Raw genomic sequence first — 17,659 nt, 5'->3', positions numbered from 1 at the left:
TTGAGAACCCTTAGCGACTCATAGTCCAGACCATAGGCCGCCAGACCGCCCACCTTGAAATTCTCGATCAGAATGTCCGACTTCGCCGCCAGGTCGCGCACCAGCTTCTGCCCTTCAGGCCGGGTGAAGTCGATGGTCACCGATTGCTTGTTGCGGTTTGCCGAGAGGTAATAAGCCGCTTCCGATGTGTTCTCGCCGTAAGCGTCTTTAAGAAAGGGCGGGCCCCAGGCGCGGGTGTCATCACCATTGCCCGGGCGCTCGACCTTGATCACCTCGGCGCCCAGGTCGGCGAGGATCTGTCCGGCCCAAGGCCCGGCCAGCACTCGTGATAAATCCAGTACCCGTAGATGCGACAGCGCGCCCATGGTCCGCCCTCCTATTAATAGAACGCCTGCAGACCGGTTTGCGCACGCCCGAGGATCAGCGCGTGAACGTCATGGGTACCTTCATAGGTATTCACCACTTCCAGGTTGACGAGGTGACGGGCCACGCCGAACTCATCGGAGATACCATTGCCACCGAGCATGTCGCGCGCCATCCGCGCAATATCCAGCGACTTGCCGCAGGAGTTGCGCTTCATGATCGAAGTGATTTCAACGGCGGCGGTACCTTCGTCCTTCATCCGGCCCAAGCGCAGGCAACCTTGCAGCGCCAGAGTGATCTCGGTCTGCATGTCGGCGAGTTTCTTCTGTACCAGTTGAGTCGCGGCCAACGGTCGACCGAATTGCTGACGATCCAGAGTGTATTGACGCGCGGTGTGCCAGCAGAACTCGGCCGCGCCCAGCGCCCCCCAGGAAATGCCGTAGCGCGCGGAGTTGAGGCAGGTGAACGGACCTTTCAGACCTCGGACGTCTGGGAAGATGTTTTCTTCCGGCACGAACACATTGTCCATGACGATCTCGCCGGTGATGGAAGCGCGCAGGCCGACCTTACCGTGAATCGCCGGAGCGCTCAGACCTTTCCAGCCTTTCTCCAGAACGAAACCACGGATGTCGCCAGCATCGTCCTTGGCCCAGACCACGAATACGTCAGCGATCGGGCTGTTGGTGATCCACATCTTCGCGCCAGTCAGGCTGTAGCCGCCATCGACCTTGCGCGCCCGGCTTATCATCGCGCCCGGATCGGAACCGTGGTTCGGCTCGGTCAGACCGAAGCAACCGATCCATTCGCCGGAAGCCAGTTTCGGCAGGTACTTCTGCTTCTGTGCTTCGGTACCGAATTCGTTGATCGGCACCATCACTAGCGAGGACTGCACGCTCATCATCGAGCGATAGCCGGAGTCGACGCGCTCGACCTCACGGGCAATCAGGCCGTAGCTGACATAGTTCAGACCACTGCCACCGTATTGTTCGGGAATGGTCGCACCGAGCAGGCCGACTTCACCCATCTCGCGGAAGATTGCCGGGTCGGTCTTTTCATGACGGAAAGCTTCGAGCACACGCGGGGCGAGACTCTGTTGAGCGAACTGCGCGGCGGTGTCGCGGATCATCCGCTCTTCTTCGGTGAGCTGTTGATCCAGCAGCAGGGGATCGATCCAGTTGAAGCTAGCTTTACCGCCCATGAGTGTGCCCTCGCAATCGGGTGAATTAACGTGGCATTGATCCTAGGCGCGGTTCGCCGTCGGAGCAAACGAGGATTTCGCATTCTGTTGTGCTAATTTCTCACTCCGTACCGTCGCGAATAGCCTTTTATGCGGCGCATTAGTGAGGTTGACGTACATGCGCAGGAAGATCCCCAGCACCGCCGCCCTGATCAGTTTCGAAGCTGCCGCCCGCCATGAGAGCTTTACCCGTGCTGCTGAAGAACTGTCGCTCACCCAAGGCGCCATTTGCCGACAGATCGCCAGCCTGGAAGACTTCCTCAGCGTGGAACTGTTCCGACGCTCGCGACGTGGAGTGAAACTGACCGAGGCGGGTCTTTCATATAGCCGTCGGGTGGCGACTCAGCTCGATGCAGTGGAGCGCGACACCCTTTCCGTGATGGGCCAGCAGGGCACCAACGTCATCGAGCTCGCAGTCGTCCCGACCTTCGGCACGCAATGGCTGCTGCCACGGCTCAAGGATTTCCAGCTCAAGCACCCGGAAGTGACCGTCAACCTGACCAACCGCACCCGGCCGTTCCTGTTTGCCGACACCGAATTCGATGCCGCGATTTACTTCGGCGACGCCGACTGGTCGGGTACCGAATCCCACAGATTGATGGGCGAGAATCCGATGCCGGTGTGCAGCCCCGCCCTACTCGGCGATCGCAAGCATCTGACAGCGCAAGCCATCGCTGAACTACCGCTGCTGCAGCAAACCACCCGACCTTACGCCTGGCGCCAATGGTTCAACTCGCAGCAACTGAATATCCCTCGCGACATGACAGGTCCACGCTACGAGCTATTCTCCATGCTTGCCCAGGCAGCCATGCACGACATGGGCGTTGCGCTGATTCCGCCGTTTCTGATTCAGCGCGAGCTGACAGAGAAACGTCTGGTGGTTGCCAACTCTCAAGCGCTCTCCAGCATCAAGGCCTATTACCTGATGATTCCGGAGCGAAAGGTCGAATCGGCATCGCTGAAGGCATTTCGTGACTGGCTGGTAAATCAAGCGCAGAGCTACAGCCTAGAAGAATAAAGGCTTTGCGCAATACCTAACCCCGTAGTCAGAAAAACAAAAGCCCTACAGATATAACTATTTGTCGCTTCTGAGCAGACTGTATCCGAAAGTCGTACAGACGTCCCACAAGCTGCCAAACACGTGGCTTTGAGCCTCTAATGGCGACTCATTGCTGCCTATTCACGCCACCGATGCGAATTTTTTTCAAATTCAGCCAGAATCCTTGCAGGGCACGGCCTGCAAGGAGTTCAACTGGCCATCTGCGACATTCGGTCACGGCATGACTTGTAGTTAATTTTCCGTCACCCGTCATAATCCCTTGAAGGGCATAAAGTTCGCCTGCAAAATGCCGCGCCCCGCCCTGATTCGGCGGGATCGTGCTGATCGGCCGCCCCAGTCGCACCATCCGTAGTGCATGGGTTTACTCAATAAGATCACGCAGGAGATTTGACGTGCACATTGGTGTTCCTCTCGAAACCCAGACCGGTGAAACACGGGTTGCTGCAACCCCGGAAACCATCAAGAAGCTGATCAGCCAAGGCCATAAGGTCACTGTGCAAAGCGGCGCTGGCGTCAAAGCCAGTGTCGTCGACAGTGCCTATGAAGCGGCCGGCGCAAGCATTGGCAGCGCCAATGACGCGTTTGGCGCCGAGCTGATTCTCAAAGTGGTCGCGCCAAGCGATGCCGAACTGCCGCTGATCAAGCGCGGCACGGTGCTCGTGGGCATGCTCAACCCGTTCAACAACGAGACCATCGCGAAGATGGCCGAATGCGGCATTACCGCGTTCGCCCTCGAAGCGGCGCCGCGCACCTCGCGGGCGCAGAGTCTTGATGTGTTGTCGTCGCAGGCGAATATCGCCGGCTACAAAGCGGTGTTGCTCGCGGCTCACCATTACCCACGCTTCATGCCGATGCTGATGACTGCTGCGGGTACCGTGAAAGCGGCGCGGGTGCTGATTCTTGGCGCAGGCGTGGCCGGTTTGCAGGCGATTGCCACGGCGAAACGCCTGGGTGCGGTGATCGAAGCGTCCGACGTGCGCCCAGCGGTGAAGGAACAGATCGAATCCCTCGGCGCGAAGTTCGTCGACGTGCCTTACGAGACCGATGAAGAGCGCGAATGCGCCGTCGGTGTCGGCGGTTACGCGCGGCCGATGCCGGCGAGTTGGATGCAGCGTCAGGCCCAGGCCGTGCACGAGCGCGCCAAGCAGGCCGATATCGTCATCACCACTGCGCTGATTCCGGGCCGCAAGGCGCCGACGCTGCTCAGCGCCGAGACCGTGGCGCAGATGAAGCCGGGCTCGGTGGTCATCGACCTAGCGGCCGCTCAGGGTGGCAACTGTCCGCTGACCGTCGCCGATCAGGTCGTTGTGGAAAACGGTGTGACGATCGTCGGTCCGACCAACCTCGCCGGTGAAGTCGCCGCCGACGCTTCGGCGCTGTACGCACGCAACCTGCTGGACTTCCTCAAGCTGGTGTTCACCAAGGAAGGCCAGTTCGACGTCAACCTCGAAGACGACATCGTCGCCGCGTGCCTGATGTGCCGCGACGGCCAAGTCATCCGCAAAAACGCCTAAGCAGGGATTCAGACGATGGAAGAGCTTATCTCCCCCGGTATCTACAACCTGATCATCTTCGTGCTGGCGATTTATGTCGGTTACCACGTGGTCTGGAACGTTACGCCTGCGCTGCACACGCCGTTGATGGCAGTCACCAACGCGATCTCGGCGATCGTGATCGTCGGCGCCATGCTCGCCGCTGCGCTGACAGTCACGCCTTTGGGCAAGACCATGGGCACGCTGGCTGTGGCACTGGCGGCGGTCAATGTGTTCGGTGGCTTCCTGGTCACCCGCCGCATGCTTGAGATGTTCAAGAAGAAAGCCCCGAAAGCAAAAGAAGAGGCGCCGAAGTAATGAGCATGAATCTCGTGACGACGCTCTACCTGATCGCGTCGATCTGCTTTATCCAGGCCCTCAAAGGCCTGTCGCACCCGACCACCTCGCGGCGCGGCAACCTGTTCGGCATGCTTGGCATGGCACTGGCCATCATCACCACGGTCGGCCTCATCTATAAGTTGGGCGCTGAACTGGCCACGGCTGGCATCGGTTATGTGATCGTTGGCCTGCTGGTCGGCGGCACCGCCGGTTCGATCATGGCCAAACGCGTTGAAATGACCAAGATGCCGGAACTGGTAGCGTTCATGCACAGCATGATCGGCCTCGCGGCGGTGTTCATTGCCATTGCGGCAGTGGTTGAGCCGCAGTCGTTGGGTATCGTTAAACAGCTGGGCGATGCGATCCCGGCGGGCAACCGTCTGGAGCTGTTCCTCGGTGCGGCAATCGGTGCGATCACTTTCTCCGGTTCGGTGATTGCCTTTGGCAAGCTCTCGGGCAAGTACAAGTTCCGCCTGTTCCAGGGCGCACCGGTACAGTTCAGTGGCCAGCACAAGCTCAATGCGATTCTGGGTCTGGCAACGCTGGTTCTCGGTCTGACTTTCATGTTCACCGGCAACCTTACGGCGTTCGCACTGATGCTGGCGCTGGCGTTCGTGATGGGCGTGCTGATCATCATCCCGATCGGCGGCGCTGACATGCCGGTGGTGGTGTCGATGCTCAACAGCTATTCCGGCTGGGCGGCGGCGGGCATCGGTTTCTCGCTGAACAACTCGATGCTGATCATTGCCGGCTCGCTGGTGGGTTCGAGCGGTGCGATTCTCTCGTACATCATGTGCAAGGCGATGAACCGCTCCTTCTTTAATGTACTGCTCGGCGGTTTCGGCAATACGGCAGATGCGGGTCCTGCCGGTGCGCAGGAAGCCCGCCCGGTGAAATCCGGCTCGGCTGACGACGCAACCTTCCTGCTGACCAACGCCGACACCGTGATCATCGTCCCGGGTTACGGTCTGGCAGTGGCCCGTGCACAACACGCACTGAAGGAATTGACCGAGAAGCTGACCCATCGCGGCGTAACCGTGAAGTACGCGATTCACCCGGTGGCCGGTCGGATGCCTGGGCACATGAACGTTTTGCTCGCCGAGGCCGAAGTGCCTTACGACCAGGTGTTCGAGATGGAAGACATCAACTCCGAGTTCGGTCAGGCCGACGTGGTGCTGGTGCTCGGCGCGAACGACGTGGTCAACCCGGCCGCGAAGAACGATCCGAAGTCACCGATTGCCGGCATGCCGATTCTCGAAGCGTTCAAGGCCAAAACCATCATCGTCAACAAGCGCTCGATGGCCAGCGGCTATGCCGGTCTGGACAACGAACTGTTCTATCTGGACAAAACCATGATGGTTTTCGGCGATGCGAAGAAAGTCATCGAAGACATGGTCAAAGCGGTCGAGTAATCACCCGTTGCAATAACGAACGCCCCGACTTGTCGGGGCGTTTTTGTTTGCGCCAGACGCTGGACAATTTGCCGCGTTGTTGCAGATCCGGTAACGGTGTTTTACTGCAAACCCGCGAAATAGAGGCCTCGTTTGCGACCTTGGTAGCGGGACAGGCGCCGGCCAAATTCACTAGACTGCGCATCCTGCTACTCGTTGCCCGAGATAATAATCCATGTACCGTGACCGTATTCGCCTGCCTTCGTTGTTGGACAAAGTGATGAGCGCTGCCGACGCTGCCGCTCTGATTGAGGACGGCATGACCGTCGGCATGAGCGGTTTCACCCGCGCCGGCGAAGCCAAGGCCGTTCCCCACGCACTGGCCGAGCGCGCCAAGGTCACGCCGCTGAAGATCAGCCTGATGACTGGCGCCAGCCTGGGCAACGACCTCGACAAGCAACTGACCGAGGCCGGCGTGCTGTCGCGGCGCATGCCGTTTCAGGTCGACAGCACTTTGCGCAAGGCGATTAACGCCGGCGAAGTAATGTTCATTGACCAGCATCTCTCGGAAACCGTAGAGCAACTGCGCAACCAGCAATTGAAGCTGCCGGACATCGCCGTCATCGAGGCAGTCGCCATCACCGAACAAGGCCATATCGTGCCGACCACTTCGGTGGGCAACTCGGCCAGCTTCGCGATCTTCGCCAAACAAGTGATCGTCGAAATCAACCTGGCCCACAACGCCAACCTCGAAGGCCTGCACGACATCTATATCCCGACGTACCGCCCGACGCGGACGCCAATCCCGCTGGTGAAAGTCGACGATCGCATCGGCAGCACGGCGATCCCGATTCCACCGGAGAAGATCGTTGCGATTGTCATCACTCAGCAGTCGGACTCGCCGTCCACAGTATCGGTACCGGACGTTGATACCAACGCCATTGCCGAACACCTGATCACCTTCTTCAAGCAGGAAGTCGCGGCCGGGCGCATGACCAACAAGCTTGGCCCACTGCAGGCCGGCATCGGCAACATCGCCAACGCGGTGATGTGCGGCTTGATCGACTCGCCGTTCGAAGACCTGACCATGTATTCGGAAGTGCTCCAGGACTCGACTTTCGACCTGATCGATGCCGGCAAGCTGAGCTTTGCCTCGGGCAGTTCGATCACCCTGTCCGAGCGGCGCAACAGCGACGTGTTCGGCAACCTGGAGAAGTACAAGGACAAACTGATTCTGCGGCCACAGGAGATCTCCAATCACCCGGAAGTAGTGCGCCGTCTGGGCATAATCGGCATCAACACCGCGCTGGAGTTCGACATCTACGGCAACGTCAACTCCACCCATGTCTGCGGTACGCGGATGATGAACGGCATCGGCGGCTCCGGCGACTTCGCGCGCAATGCGCATCTGGCGGTATTCGTGACCAAATCGATCGCCAAGGGTGGCGCGATTTCCAGCGTGGTGCCGATGGTCAGCCACGTCGACCATACCGAGCATGACGTCGACATTCTGGTGACCGAAGTCGGCCTCGCCGACCTGCGTGGCCTGGCGCCACGGGAGCGCGCACGAGTGATCATCGACAACTGCGTGCATCCGGACTTCCGCCAGGCACTGAATGATTACTTCAGCGCTGCCTGTGCAATCGGCGGTCACACCCCGCATATTCTGCGCGAAGCCCTGAGCTGGCATATGAACCTGGAAGAAACCGGGCGCATGCTGGCAGTGTGATCCACACAGATTACCACCGAGGCAAACACAGTTTTGCCTCGAGGGATGCCCGCGAGAAACAGGATCGCAAAAAACTGTACTGCTGTACCGGTCTTTTCCTAGCGCAAACTCCGACTCAACCCCCTGATACGAGCCGAAATGCACCAATCAAGTGCAGACAGGTACAGTTTGCCCAATTTCGACCCGTACACCATCCATAAACAGTTAACTGCTCACTCACAATACAAATGAACTGTATCTACAGAGACTATCCAAACGAGAGGATCATGGGCACCAGTCAAACCACTACCTGATCCCGCCACAAGCGGAAGGATGTCAACCATGGAACGTACACTCAGTTCCGAACTGTTCTTCGAAGACAAAGCTGTAAACACCCAGGCTTCCCTGCCTCTGCGCGTTATCGCCAACCTGATGTTGTGGCAGCGCCGCATCTCCAGCCGCCACCAACTGGCCCGTCTGGATTCGCGTCTGCTGGCCGACGCCGGTATCAGCGAAGCACAACGCTACGAAGAGCTGAGCAAGCCGTTCTGGCGCTAAGCAGCGTCGCTGGCTCTGGTCGTCAGACCCACCGCCAGCAACCCGAATTGCACAAGCAAAACCCGTCGTGGGCAACCACGACGGGTTTTGTCGTTTCAGGGCCTTGAATGGTCTAAAACGCATGACTGAACGAGAACAGATACAATTTACGAAAACCTCAGATAACACCAGTACAGTTATGCAGAACCTTCGGAGTGTCACTGGCCACCACTGGGCGAACCGGATTTGGCAGCCTAATATCCATGCAGAACGTGGCGAACGTTGCGCAACAGGCGTCTGACTCCTCAGATACCGAGCCACCTCTCACTACGGTTTATCCAAAGGAGTTACATCATGACCCGTCTTCGCCTGCTCAGTGCCGCCGCCCTGCTGGCCGTGGCTGCCAACGCCAGTGCTACCAGTTTCATCGTCACCACCGACTCGATCGTCGGCGCGCTGAAAGCCACTTCCGACGCCACTTCCGATGTGACCTCCTCGTTCCGTGACGACAAGATCGTCCTCGCCGCCCGCGACGATGCCGCCAGCTTCGTGGCCAGCGAAGGCGATATCCGTGGGGTGAAGCTGGAAAGCGCGCTCGATCACATCCGCCATCAGGTGCCACAACTCAATGCCACCGATGCCCAATTGGCTCAGGCCATTCTGACGCTCTGATCGCTTGCGGTATTGCGGGACACGCCAGCCGTGTCCCGATGTTTCAACGCTGGCTCTGGCCCGGGCATTTGCGCTAGCCTTCAGGCTCGCTAACAGTTGTCGAGTCCCATGCGCTTTCTTCCAACTCTGCTCATCTCTTCTACTTTATTCACCGCCTGCTGGGCGATGTCTGCCAACGCCTTCGATGCTTTCAATGCATCGACCCAAGGCACGGTTGTCAGCGGTTACGCCACCAGCATGGTGTCTTCTGCGCCGTTCGACCGTAAACTGCTGCTCGCCGCCCATGATGACGCGGCCGCCTTCGTCGCCAGTGACGGTGAATGGCGAGGCGCACGGCTGGAATCCGCGCTGCATTACCTGCGCAAAACCCGGCCGAAACTTCATGCCAGCGACCTTGAACTGGCAGAAGCAATTCTCGTCCAATAGTTATCCTTGTCCTTCCGGAGTCGTTCCATGCGTAGCCCGCTGATTGCTGCCGCCCTTGGCCTGTTTGTGTTGGCCGATGTGGCCCAGGCGCACACCCTGGTAGCCACCAGTAACATCATCGTTCGTGCCTCCCAGCGCAGCATCGATTTCACCTCCGATACCACCACGTCGATTCGCGATTCGAAAATCATCCGCGAAGCCCACGACGACGCCGCCAGTTTCGTCGCCAGCAACGGCGACATCCGTGGCGCGCACCTCGAGGTCGCTCTCAACACATTGCGTACACGGGTGCCGGAAGCGCGCGACGCCAGTGACCAGGTACTCGCCGAAGCCATCCTCGCACTGTGAGGTCCGTTGGCGCCTGGCTGCTGGCCGGGGCGTTGTTGCTGCTTGGCAACAGCGCCCACGCCGGCCTGCAATTGCGGCTCAAGACCGAGGGTCTGAGCCCGGCTCAACAACAGGCCAGTCAGGCGCTGATTGATGAGGCCATGGCGAAACTGCCGCCGAGCTTCATCGAGCGGCTGGATCGGCGTATCGATGTCGGCTGGACCGACGACATGCCTGCCAACGCTTACGGGCAGGCAACGCTCGTTGCCGAGCTTGATCTGAATCGCAAGCTTCTCGTCGCTCTCACCGATGGCAGCGCGGCGAAAGAGAAAACCAATCGCCCCCACGGCACTGTGCGCCAGGAACTGCTGGCCACAGTGCTGCACGAAATCACGCATATCTACGACCGCGCGCGTTTATGGCCAAGCGCCGAGCGCACGTTGATCCAGCGCTGCACCCGACGCTTCAACAGCGCCGGGCTGATCGGTATTCCCGATGAGTGTCGCGGGCAGAACGGTCGGCGCTTCACCATCAGCGACGACCCGCGCCTGCTTGACCTGGCCGGGTGGCAACAGTACGTCGGCCGCCGTGGCGAGCGTGAACAACACAACCGCCAGATCGCCCGCAGCCCGGACCTCTACGAAATTTCCAGTCCCAAGGAATTCGTCGCGGTCAACATGGAGTACTTCCTCCTCGACCCGAGCTACGCCTGCCGCCGCCCGGCGCTGTATCGCTACTACAAGGAACATTTCGGCTGGGCGCCGCCAGCTGCAGGACACCTGCAGCAAGAGCTTTGCCTTTCTCAATGCGGGCAATGACTTCGCCAAGCAACCCTTGGGACAAGTCGATCCGGAACGGGTCTACGCTGTCGATTACCTGCTGGCCGAGGCCAATCAGAACTGGGTCAGTCGCTGGGGCCACAGCATGTTGCGCCTGGTGATCTGCGCCCCCGGTCGCCCGCGCGGCCCGGATTGCCGCCTCGACCTCGATCAGCATCTGGTGCTGTCCTATCGCGCTTTCGTTGGCGATGTGCAGCTGTCGAGCTGGGACGGACTGGTCGGCAAATACCCGTCGCGGCTGTTCGTGTTGCCGCTGGCACAGGTGATCGACGAGTACACCAAGACCGAGCTGCGCAGCCTCGCTTCGGTGCCGTTGAGTCTGTCTCGCGAGGAAATCGAAGGCGTGGTCGAACATGCCGCCGAGATGCACTGGAGCTACGACGGCAACTATTTCTTCCTGTCCAACAACTGCGCGGTGGAAGGCTTGAAACTGTTGCGCAGCGGCAGCAATAACAGCCAACTGGTCGGCCTCGACAGCATCATGCCCAACGGTTTGCTCGAGGTGCTCAAGGGCCGTGGTCTGGCCGACACCAGTGTGCTCGACGATCCGAAAGAAGCGCTGCGTCTGGGTTACCGCTTCGACTCGTTCCGCGATCGCTATCAAGCGATGTTCGATGTATTGAAGAAGCAGCTGCCGATCAAGCAGACCACTGTCGAAGACTGGCTGGCACTCAGCGCTGAGCAACGCCGCGAATGGTTCGACCGCGCCGACCTGCGCACCAGCGCGGCGCTGTTGCTGCTTGAGCAGGCGAGTTTCCGCCGACAGTTGTTGCTGGCACAGGATGAGGTCAAGCAACGTTACCTCGGCGCCCGCGAGCTGGAAAACGGCGGCATGGACAAGGCCAACGCGACCTTGCAGGAGATTCTCGCCAACAGTGGTTTCCTCAGCCGCCCGGCGGAACTGCTCGACTCTAAAGGTTACGGACTGCCCCAGCCGAGCGAGTTTGGCCGACTGGAAGCGGAAAGCAGCCAGCGGCAGAAGAAGCTGCTGGCACTGTCCGGCGATCTCGATACCGAAGTGCGCAAGCTGCTTGAACCCAAGCGCGCCGCCGAGATTGCCGCCAGCGAGGCCAACGTGAAACAGATTGGCGAGCATCTGCGCAAACTGCACAAGGCTTCGGGCGGACTGCAATTGCCCTGAGCACAAAAAAGGCTTCAGAACGCCTGTTCTGAAGCCTTTTTTGTTTTCCCCTGCGGCTTTAGACGCGAGCCTTGCGCACGCCTTGGGACAGCGCCGAACACAGACTCAACACGCCATCGATGGCCTGCTCAGGCGTATCGGCACTGGCGATGTGATCGATCAACGCCGAGCCCACCACCACACCGTCAGCCAGACGCGCGATGGCCGCAGCCTGCTCCGGTGTACGGATACCGAAGCCAATGCTGATCGGCAGGTCGGTATGCCGACGCAGACGTGCAACCGCCTCTTCCACGTGTTCCAGAGTCGCTGCACCGGCGCCGGTGACACCCGCGACCGACACGTAGTAGACAAAACCGGAACTGCCGTTGAGCACACGCGGCAGACGCGCGTCGTCGGTGGTCGGCGTGGTCAGGCGGATGAAGTCCAGGCCAGCAGCCTGCGCCGGGTCGCACAGTTCTTCATTGTGCTCTGGTGGCATGTCGACCACGATCAGGCCATCGACGCCGGCATCCTTGGCTTCTGCGATAAAGCGCTCGACGCCGAATTTGTGGATCGGGTTGAAGTAACCCATCAACACCAGCGGCGTGTCGCTGTTGCTTTCACGGAATTCGCGAACCATTTGCAGGGTTTTCGCCAGATTCTGTTTGGCGCCCAGTGCACGGATGTTGGCCAACTGGATCGCCGGGCCATCAGCCATCGGATCGGTGAACGGCATGCCCAGTTCGATCACGTCGGCACCTGCCGCCGGCAGGCCTTTGAGGATTGCCAGCGAAGTGTCGTAGTCAGGATCGCCAGCGGTGACAAAGGTCACCAGCGCGGCGCGGTTCTGTTGCTTGAGGTCGGCAAAGCGGGTTTGCAGGCGGCTCATCAGTGTTTCTCCTGCTGCGACTGTTGCATATGGTGCATTACGGTTTGCATGTCCTTGTCGCCACGGCCCGAGAGGTTGACCACCATCAGGTGATCCTTCGGCAGCTTCGGTGCACGTTTGAACACTTCGGCCAGGGCGTGAGCGCTTTCCAGGGCAGGGATGATCCCTTCCAGACGGCAGCATTTGTGGAACGCTTCAAGCGCTTCGTCGTCGGTCACCGAGGTGTACTGGACGCGGCCGATGTCATGCAACCAGGCGTGTTCAGGGCCGATGCCCGGATAGTCGAGGCCAGCGGAAATCGAGTGGGCGTCGATGATCTGCCCATCGTCGTCCTGCAGCAGGAAGGTGCGGTTACCGTGCAGCACGCCCGGCACACCGCCGTTCAGGCTGGCCGCGTGCTTGCCGGTTTCGATGCCGTAACCGGCGGCTTCGACGCCGATGATCTCCACGCTCTTGTCATCGAGGAACGGGTGGAACAGGCCCATGGCGTTGGAACCTCCACCGATGCATGCCACCAGACTGTCCGGCAGACGACCTTCCTGAGCCTGCAACTGATCGCGGGTTTCCTTGCCGATGACGGCCTGGAAGTCGCGGACCATTGCTGGATAAGGGTGTGGGCCGGCCACAGTGCCGATCAGATAGAAAGTGTTGTCGACGTTGGTCACCCAGTCACGCAGGGCTTCGTTCATCGCGTCTTTCAGGGTGCCGGTGCCAGCCACGACCGGAATGACTTCAGCGCCCAGCAGCTTCATGCGGAAGACATTGGCCTGCTGACGTTCGATGTCGGTGGTGCCCATGTAGATCACGCAGTCCAGACCGAAACGCGCAGCAACGGTGGCCGTGGCCACGCCGTGCATGCCGGCGCCGGTCTCGGCGATGATGCGCTTCTTGCCCATTCGCCGCGCCAGCAGGATCTGGCCGATGCAGTTGTTGATCTTGTGCGCGCCGGTGTGATTCAGCTCTTCACGCTTGAGGTAGATCTTGGCGCCGCCGCAGAACTCGGTCAGGCGTTCGGCGAAATACAGCGGGCTCGGACGTCCGACGTAATCACGCTGGAAGTAGGCCAATTCTTCTTTGAATGCCGGATCTTCCTTGGCCGCTTCGTATTCGCGGGCCAGGTCGAGGATCAACGGCATCAGGGTTTCCGCTACATAACGGCCACCGAACGCACCGAACAGGCCGTTGGCGTCAGGGCCGTTACGCAGATCAGAGGTGTTCGAAGTCTGGGTCATGGGTCGCTCCAGGTGAATTCGGTCAGAAGACAATGACGACCACTCTACCCCTGACTTTCCAGGCTGAAAACCGATAAGATCGCCGCAACCTGTCAGGAAAACTCACAGATACCATGAGCCACGACCTTCCCCCGCTCAATGCCTTGCGCGCCTTCGAGGCCACCGCCCGTCTGAACAGCGTCAGTCAGGCTGCCGAGCAGCTGCATGTCACTCACGGCGCGGTCAGCCGCCAGCTGAAAGCGCTTGAAGAACATCTCGGCGTGAGTCTGTTCGTGAAGGATGGGCGCGGCTTGAAACTCACAGATGCCGGCGTGCGTCTGCGCGATGCCAGCGCTGAGGCGTTCGATCGCTTGCGCACTGTTTGTGCGGAATTGACCCAAAGCACTGCCGATGCGCCGTTCGTGCTTGGTTGTTCGGGGAGTCTGCTGGCGCGCTGGTTCATTCCGCGCCTGGGGCGGTTGAATGCCGATTTGCCTGATCTGCGACTGCACCTGTCGGCCGGTGAAGGCGATCTCGACCCTCGGCGCCCGGGACTCGATGCGCTATTGCTGTTCGCCGAGCCACCGTGGCCGGCCGATATGCAGGTCTATGAACTGGCGGCGGAACGCATCGGCCCGGTGATGAGCCCGTTATTCAGCGGTTATCAGAACCTGCACGACGCTCCTGGCGCAGAATTGCTCAAGCAGCCCTTGCTGCACACCACCTCTCGCCCGCAAGCCTGGCCCAGCTGGGCACAGCAAAACCACCTCGATTCCAAGGCGTTGAAGCTCGGGCAAGGTTTTGAGCATTTGTATTATTTGCTGGAGGCGGCTGTTGCAGGTCTCGGCGTGGCAATCGCACCGGAGCCGTTAGTAACTGAAGACCTGAAGGCGGGTCGCCTGGTTGCGCCGTGGGGCTTCTGCGAAACCCCGGCGCAACTGGCGTTGTGGCTACCCAAGCGCGCCGCGGACGGGCGCGCCCGGCAACTGGCGCAGTGGCTCAAAAACGAGCTGCGCCAGCCTGATCACTCACCGCGCTTGAACAAAAAGTAGGCAGCGAGCAGACCGATTGCACCGACAGCCACACCGGCTGTGGTCCAAGGATGTTCCTGCGCGTAATCACGAGTGGCAATGCCGGTCTCGCGGGTTTTCACTTTGACTTCTTCGTACGCGTCGCTGAGCAGATGACGGGAATGTTTCAATGCACTTTCGGCATTGCTTTTCAGCGCCTTGAGGGTCTTGCGCGACTCGTCCGAAGCATCGTCTTTCAAGCTTTCCAACGATTTGAGCAGACTCTCGATCTCGGCTTCCATGCTTTGCAACGAGGCTTTACGTAAAGAGGTGTTGGCCATGGTGGCTCTCCTGCATTGGTGATGAGTGGCGTGTGTTGGTTGGGACTTCACCACTTCGAGAAAGTGCAGAAATTCTGAACTTCGGCAGCGCAGAGGCGCCGAAATCAACAGTGCAATTGCCTGCTAGGCTCAATTTCACACGCCATTCCAACCCAAGGAGAACGCCATGAGTGACCATCACACGTACAAGAAAGTCGAGCTGGTCGGTTCGTCCACCACCAGCATCGAAGACGCCATCAACAACGCACTGGCCGAAGCCAACAAAACCCTGCGCAATCTGGAATGGTTTGAAGTGACCGAAACCCGTGGCCACATCGAAAACGGCCAGGTGGCGCACTTTCAGGTAACGCTGAAAGTCGGCTTCAAGATTGCCGCCAGCTGAGTTTGAGCTAGTCTTCTGAACTTGCGCGCTGGCCGAGTGCCATAGGGAATGGCAAAGCGCTACAAGGTGAGCGCATCGGGTGGATGACCCGATGCCCGCCTCATTCAATCCGACCAGGGAGTGCGACCGATGAAGAAGTTCATGTTGGCAGTAGGTTTGTTGAGCCTTGCGGGTGGTGCGTTTGCAGCCGGGAAGCCTTGTGAAGAGCTGAAAAGCGAAATCGCCGCGAAGCTCGACGCCAAAGGCGTATCCGGTTATTCGCTGGAAGTTGTCGACAAGGGTGCGGCCGCTGATGGCGACGTCGTCGGCAGTTGCGAAGGCGGCAGCAAGGACATCGTCTACAAGCGAGGTTGATTGCGCCTGAAATACAAAAGCCGACGTGGATGCGTCGGCTTTTTTGTGGACGATGATTTTCCGGGTAGGAGCTGCGGGACGCTGCGATCTTTTGATCTTGATTTCAAATCATAATCAAAAGATCGCAGCCTCGTTGCACTCGACAGCTCCTACAAGGGTTCGCGTTATCCCTTCATGACTTGGGCCAACAATTCGTAGGAATGGATGCGATCGGCGTGTTCGTAAAGATCACTGGTGAAAATCAGCTCGTCCGCCTGGGTCTGCTCGATCAACACCTCAAGCTTGGCGCGGATCTTCTGCGGGCCGCCGACCATGGCGAGACCGAGGAAATCGCCCACCGCTTCACGTTCATGGGGCAGCCACAGGCCGTCCATGGTTTTCACCGGTGGACGCTGCACCAGGCTCTGGCCACGCATCAGCGCAAGAATGCGCTGGTACACAGACGTCGCCAGGTAATCGGCTTGCTCATCGGTATCCGCTGCCACCAGCGGCACGCCGAGCATCACGTACGGCTTGTCGAGCACCGCCGACGGTTTGAAGTGATTGCGGTAGATGCGGATCGCCTCGTGCATGAAGCGCGGCGCGAAGTGCGAGGCGAAGGCGTAAGGCAAGCCGCGCTCACCCGCCAATTGCGCACTGAACAGGCTTGAGCCGAGCAGCCAGACCGGCACGTTGGTGCCGGTGCCGGGCATGGCGATCACCCGTTGCTCCGGGGTGCGCGGGCCGAGGTAGCGCATCAGTTCGGCAACGTCTTCAGGGAAGTCGTCAGCGCTGCCCGAGCGCTCACGGCGCAAGGCGCGGGCGGTCATCTGGTCAGAGCCGGGCGCGCGGCCCAGACCCAGGTCGATCCGTCCCGGGTACAGGCTCTCGAGGGTGCCGAACTGCTCGGCGATCACCAGCGGCGCATGGTTGGGCAGCATTACCCCGCCGGAACCGACGCGGATCGTCGACGTGCCTCCGGCCAGATAGCCGAGCAACACCGAAGTTGCCGAACTGGCGATGCCGTCCATGTTGTGATGTTCGGCGACCCAGAAGCGCGTGTAGCCGAATTTCTCGGCATGCTGCGCCAGGTCCAGCGAGTTGCGCAGCGATTGCGCCGCGCTGCCGTTTTCGCGCACTGGCACCAGGTCGAGGGTGGAAAATTTTACGTCGGACAGTTTTTTCATGAACCTGCATCTCCGGGTGGGGAGGCAGGTTTTTCTTGCGAGCGAAAACCTGCCAAATCCATAAGCGTGTTTTATGGAATGAGGGCATATACCCGAGATTCAATAGCAGCGGCGACATTTCCTACTAAAAAAGTCAACGATTCAGCCAGGCTGAACTTTGTTCCGCCGTCTATCCTCAGAAGCCTTGCTAGTAAAAACCGCGACGGCGCGGCGTTCCGCGCCACATTTGAGGAGGCAGACATGGCTATCGTGAAAAAGGCATCGGCGCATTGGAAAGGCGATCTGAAAACCGGTCTCGGCTCGATCTCCACCGAAACCGGCGTACTGCGGGAAGCACCGTACGGCTTCAAGGCGCGCTTTGAGGGCGGCAAGGGCACCAACCCGGAAGAACTGATCGGCGCGGCTCACGCCGGCTGCTTCTCCATGGCGTTTTCGATGATTCTCGGCGATGCCGGCCTGAAGGCAGACAGCATCGACACCAACGCTGAAGTCACCCTCGATCAGGTTGACGGCGGCTTCGCAATCACTGCGGTAAAGCTGATTCTCAAGGCGAAGATTCCAGGCGCAACTCAGCAGCAGTTTGAAGAACTGAGCAACAAGGCCAAGGAAGGTTGCCCGGTTTCCAAGGTGTTGAATGCGAAGATCACGCTTGAGGCTTCGCTGGTCAGCTGATTGGGCGTTTGCAGGGCTGACGCCTTCGCGAGCAGGCTCGCTCCCACAGGGGATTTGTGCACGACGCAGATTCAGTGTGGGAA

19 protein-coding genes and 1 pseudogene (1 of these 20 only partly in view) are annotated in these 17,659 nt (G+C 59.7%); 14 read left to right on the top strand and 6 right to left on the bottom strand.

Translation table 11 applies throughout. The annotated features are described in order from the left end of the window. Together AB4N41_RS09490 and AB4N41_RS09485 are read right to left on the bottom strand one after the other, a co-directional pair. Positions 1–365, bottom strand: the start of a protein-coding gene (locus AB4N41_RS09490; protein ID WP_252877204.1) for a CaiB/BaiF CoA transferase family protein. Its footprint begins 856 nt before the window's first position; only the first 365 of its 1,221 coding nucleotides appear in the window; it begins with the start codon at positions 363–365; the stop codon falls past the left edge of the window. Between the two features lie 14 nt (positions 366–379). After that, complete coding sequence (locus AB4N41_RS09485) at positions 380–1,561, bottom strand: acyl-CoA dehydrogenase (protein ID WP_024015035.1); 1,182 nt, start codon at positions 1,559–1,561, stop codon at positions 380–382. 157 nt (positions 1,562–1,718) lie between these two features. Between AB4N41_RS09485 and AB4N41_RS09480 the strand changes: the two genes are divergently transcribed. From AB4N41_RS09480 to AB4N41_RS09435, 10 genes and pseudogenes are all read left to right on the top strand, one after another. Continuing rightward, entirely contained in the window at positions 1,719–2,618 is a 900-nt protein-coding gene (locus AB4N41_RS09480) for a LysR family transcriptional regulator (protein WP_041476445.1), read from the top strand. Between the two features lie 434 nt (positions 2,619–3,052). After that, positions 3,053–4,174: a Re/Si-specific NAD(P)(+) transhydrogenase subunit alpha gene (locus tag AB4N41_RS09475; protein ID WP_056791317.1), complete on the top strand. Its 1,122-nt coding sequence runs from the start codon at positions 3,053–3,055 to the stop codon at positions 4,172–4,174. A 15-nt stretch (positions 4,175–4,189) separates the two neighbouring features. After that, on the top strand, positions 4,190–4,510 hold the full coding sequence (locus AB4N41_RS09470; RefSeq protein ID WP_003220416.1) for an NAD(P) transhydrogenase subunit alpha part 2: 321 nt from the start codon (positions 4,190–4,192) through the stop codon (positions 4,508–4,510). Continuing rightward, on the top strand, positions 4,510–5,943 hold the full coding sequence (locus AB4N41_RS09465; RefSeq protein WP_041476447.1) for an NAD(P)(+) transhydrogenase (Re/Si-specific) subunit beta: 1,434 nt from the start codon (positions 4,510–4,512) through the stop codon (positions 5,941–5,943). The genes AB4N41_RS09470 and AB4N41_RS09465 overlap by 1 nt, the downstream gene beginning before the upstream one ends. A gap of 214 nt (positions 5,944–6,157) precedes the next feature. Further along, the gene (locus AB4N41_RS09460) at positions 6,158–7,651 is read left to right on the top strand and encodes an acetyl-CoA hydrolase/transferase family protein (RefSeq protein ID WP_071173986.1); all 1,494 of its coding nucleotides are present in this window, start codon (positions 6,158–6,160) and stop codon (positions 7,649–7,651) included. Between the two features lie 321 nt (positions 7,652–7,972). Next, the gene (locus tag AB4N41_RS09455; protein WP_007911656.1) at positions 7,973–8,188 is read left to right on the top strand and encodes a DUF1127 domain-containing protein; all 216 of its coding nucleotides are present in this window, start codon (positions 7,973–7,975) and stop codon (positions 8,186–8,188) included. A 333-nt stretch (positions 8,189–8,521) separates the two neighbouring features. Then, on the top strand, positions 8,522–8,839 hold the full coding sequence (locus tag AB4N41_RS09450) for a DUF2388 domain-containing protein (protein ID WP_095182268.1): 318 nt from the start codon (positions 8,522–8,524) through the stop codon (positions 8,837–8,839). A gap of 108 nt (positions 8,840–8,947) precedes the next feature. Next, positions 8,948–9,265: a DUF2388 domain-containing protein gene (locus AB4N41_RS09445; RefSeq protein ID WP_095182269.1), complete on the top strand. Its 318-nt coding sequence runs from the start codon at positions 8,948–8,950 to the stop codon at positions 9,263–9,265. Between the two features lie 27 nt (positions 9,266–9,292). Next, on the top strand, positions 9,293–9,613 hold the full coding sequence (locus AB4N41_RS09440) for a DUF2388 domain-containing protein (protein WP_460138385.1): 321 nt from the start codon (positions 9,293–9,295) through the stop codon (positions 9,611–9,613). After that, positions 9,610–11,572 (top strand): annotated as a pseudogene (locus AB4N41_RS09435) (DUF7844 domain-containing protein). The gene AB4N41_RS09440 and the pseudogene AB4N41_RS09435 overlap by 4 nt, the downstream one beginning before the upstream one ends. A 58-nt stretch (positions 11,573–11,630) precedes the next feature. Here the strand turns inward: AB4N41_RS09435 and trpA are convergent. After that, a complete protein-coding gene (gene trpA / locus AB4N41_RS09430; RefSeq protein WP_076564881.1) occupies positions 11,631–12,440 on the bottom strand; it encodes a tryptophan synthase subunit alpha in 810 nt (269 codons plus the stop codon). After that, the gene (gene trpB, locus AB4N41_RS09425; protein WP_016772302.1) at positions 12,440–13,672 is read right to left on the bottom strand and encodes a tryptophan synthase subunit beta; all 1,233 of its coding nucleotides are present in this window, start codon (positions 13,670–13,672) and stop codon (positions 12,440–12,442) included. Before trpB ends, trpA begins: the two co-directional genes overlap by 1 nt. A gap of 113 nt (positions 13,673–13,785) precedes the next feature. On the opposite strand from trpB, the gene AB4N41_RS09420 reads away from it, so the two are divergent. After that, entirely contained in the window at positions 13,786–14,703 is a 918-nt protein-coding gene (locus AB4N41_RS09420; protein ID WP_252877202.1) for a LysR family transcriptional regulator, read from the top strand. On the opposite strand, the gene AB4N41_RS09415 is transcribed toward AB4N41_RS09420, so the two are convergent. After that, positions 14,676–15,002 carry an ElaB/YgaM/YqjD family protein gene (locus AB4N41_RS09415; RefSeq protein WP_039757078.1) on the bottom strand — a complete coding sequence of 109 codons (327 nt, stop codon included), beginning with the start codon at positions 15,000–15,002 and terminating at the stop codon, positions 14,676–14,678. The genes AB4N41_RS09420 and AB4N41_RS09415 overlap by 28 nt on opposite strands. A 166-nt stretch (positions 15,003–15,168) precedes the next feature. Between AB4N41_RS09415 and AB4N41_RS09410 the strand changes: the two genes are divergently transcribed. Both AB4N41_RS09410 and AB4N41_RS09405 read left to right on the top strand, forming a co-directional pair. Next, complete coding sequence (locus tag AB4N41_RS09410) at positions 15,169–15,384, top strand: dodecin (RefSeq protein WP_016772305.1); 216 nt, start codon at positions 15,169–15,171, stop codon at positions 15,382–15,384. A 129-nt stretch (positions 15,385–15,513) separates the two neighbouring features. Next, complete coding sequence (locus AB4N41_RS09405; protein ID WP_071173980.1) at positions 15,514–15,738, top strand: DUF1161 domain-containing protein; 225 nt, start codon at positions 15,514–15,516, stop codon at positions 15,736–15,738. A gap of 164 nt (positions 15,739–15,902) precedes the next feature. Here AB4N41_RS09405 and AB4N41_RS09400 read toward each other — a convergent pair whose 3' ends face one another. Continuing rightward, positions 15,903–16,904, bottom strand: a complete 1,002-nt coding sequence (locus tag AB4N41_RS09400) for an LLM class flavin-dependent oxidoreductase (protein WP_056791299.1) — start codon at positions 16,902–16,904, stop codon at positions 15,903–15,905. Positions 16,905–17,144: 240 nt separating this feature from the next. Here AB4N41_RS09400 and AB4N41_RS09395 point away from each other — a divergent pair, with 240 nt between their 5' ends. After that, positions 17,145–17,576 carry an OsmC family protein gene (locus AB4N41_RS09395; RefSeq protein ID WP_150637338.1) on the top strand — a complete coding sequence of 144 codons (432 nt, stop codon included), beginning with the start codon at positions 17,145–17,147 and terminating at the stop codon, positions 17,574–17,576. Positions 17,577–17,659 lie beyond the last annotated feature (83 nt).

The sequence above is a fragment of the Pseudomonas sp. S2_A10 genome, from assembly GCF_054668465.1.
This window is presented reverse-complemented; position numbering and strand designations above follow the sequence as displayed.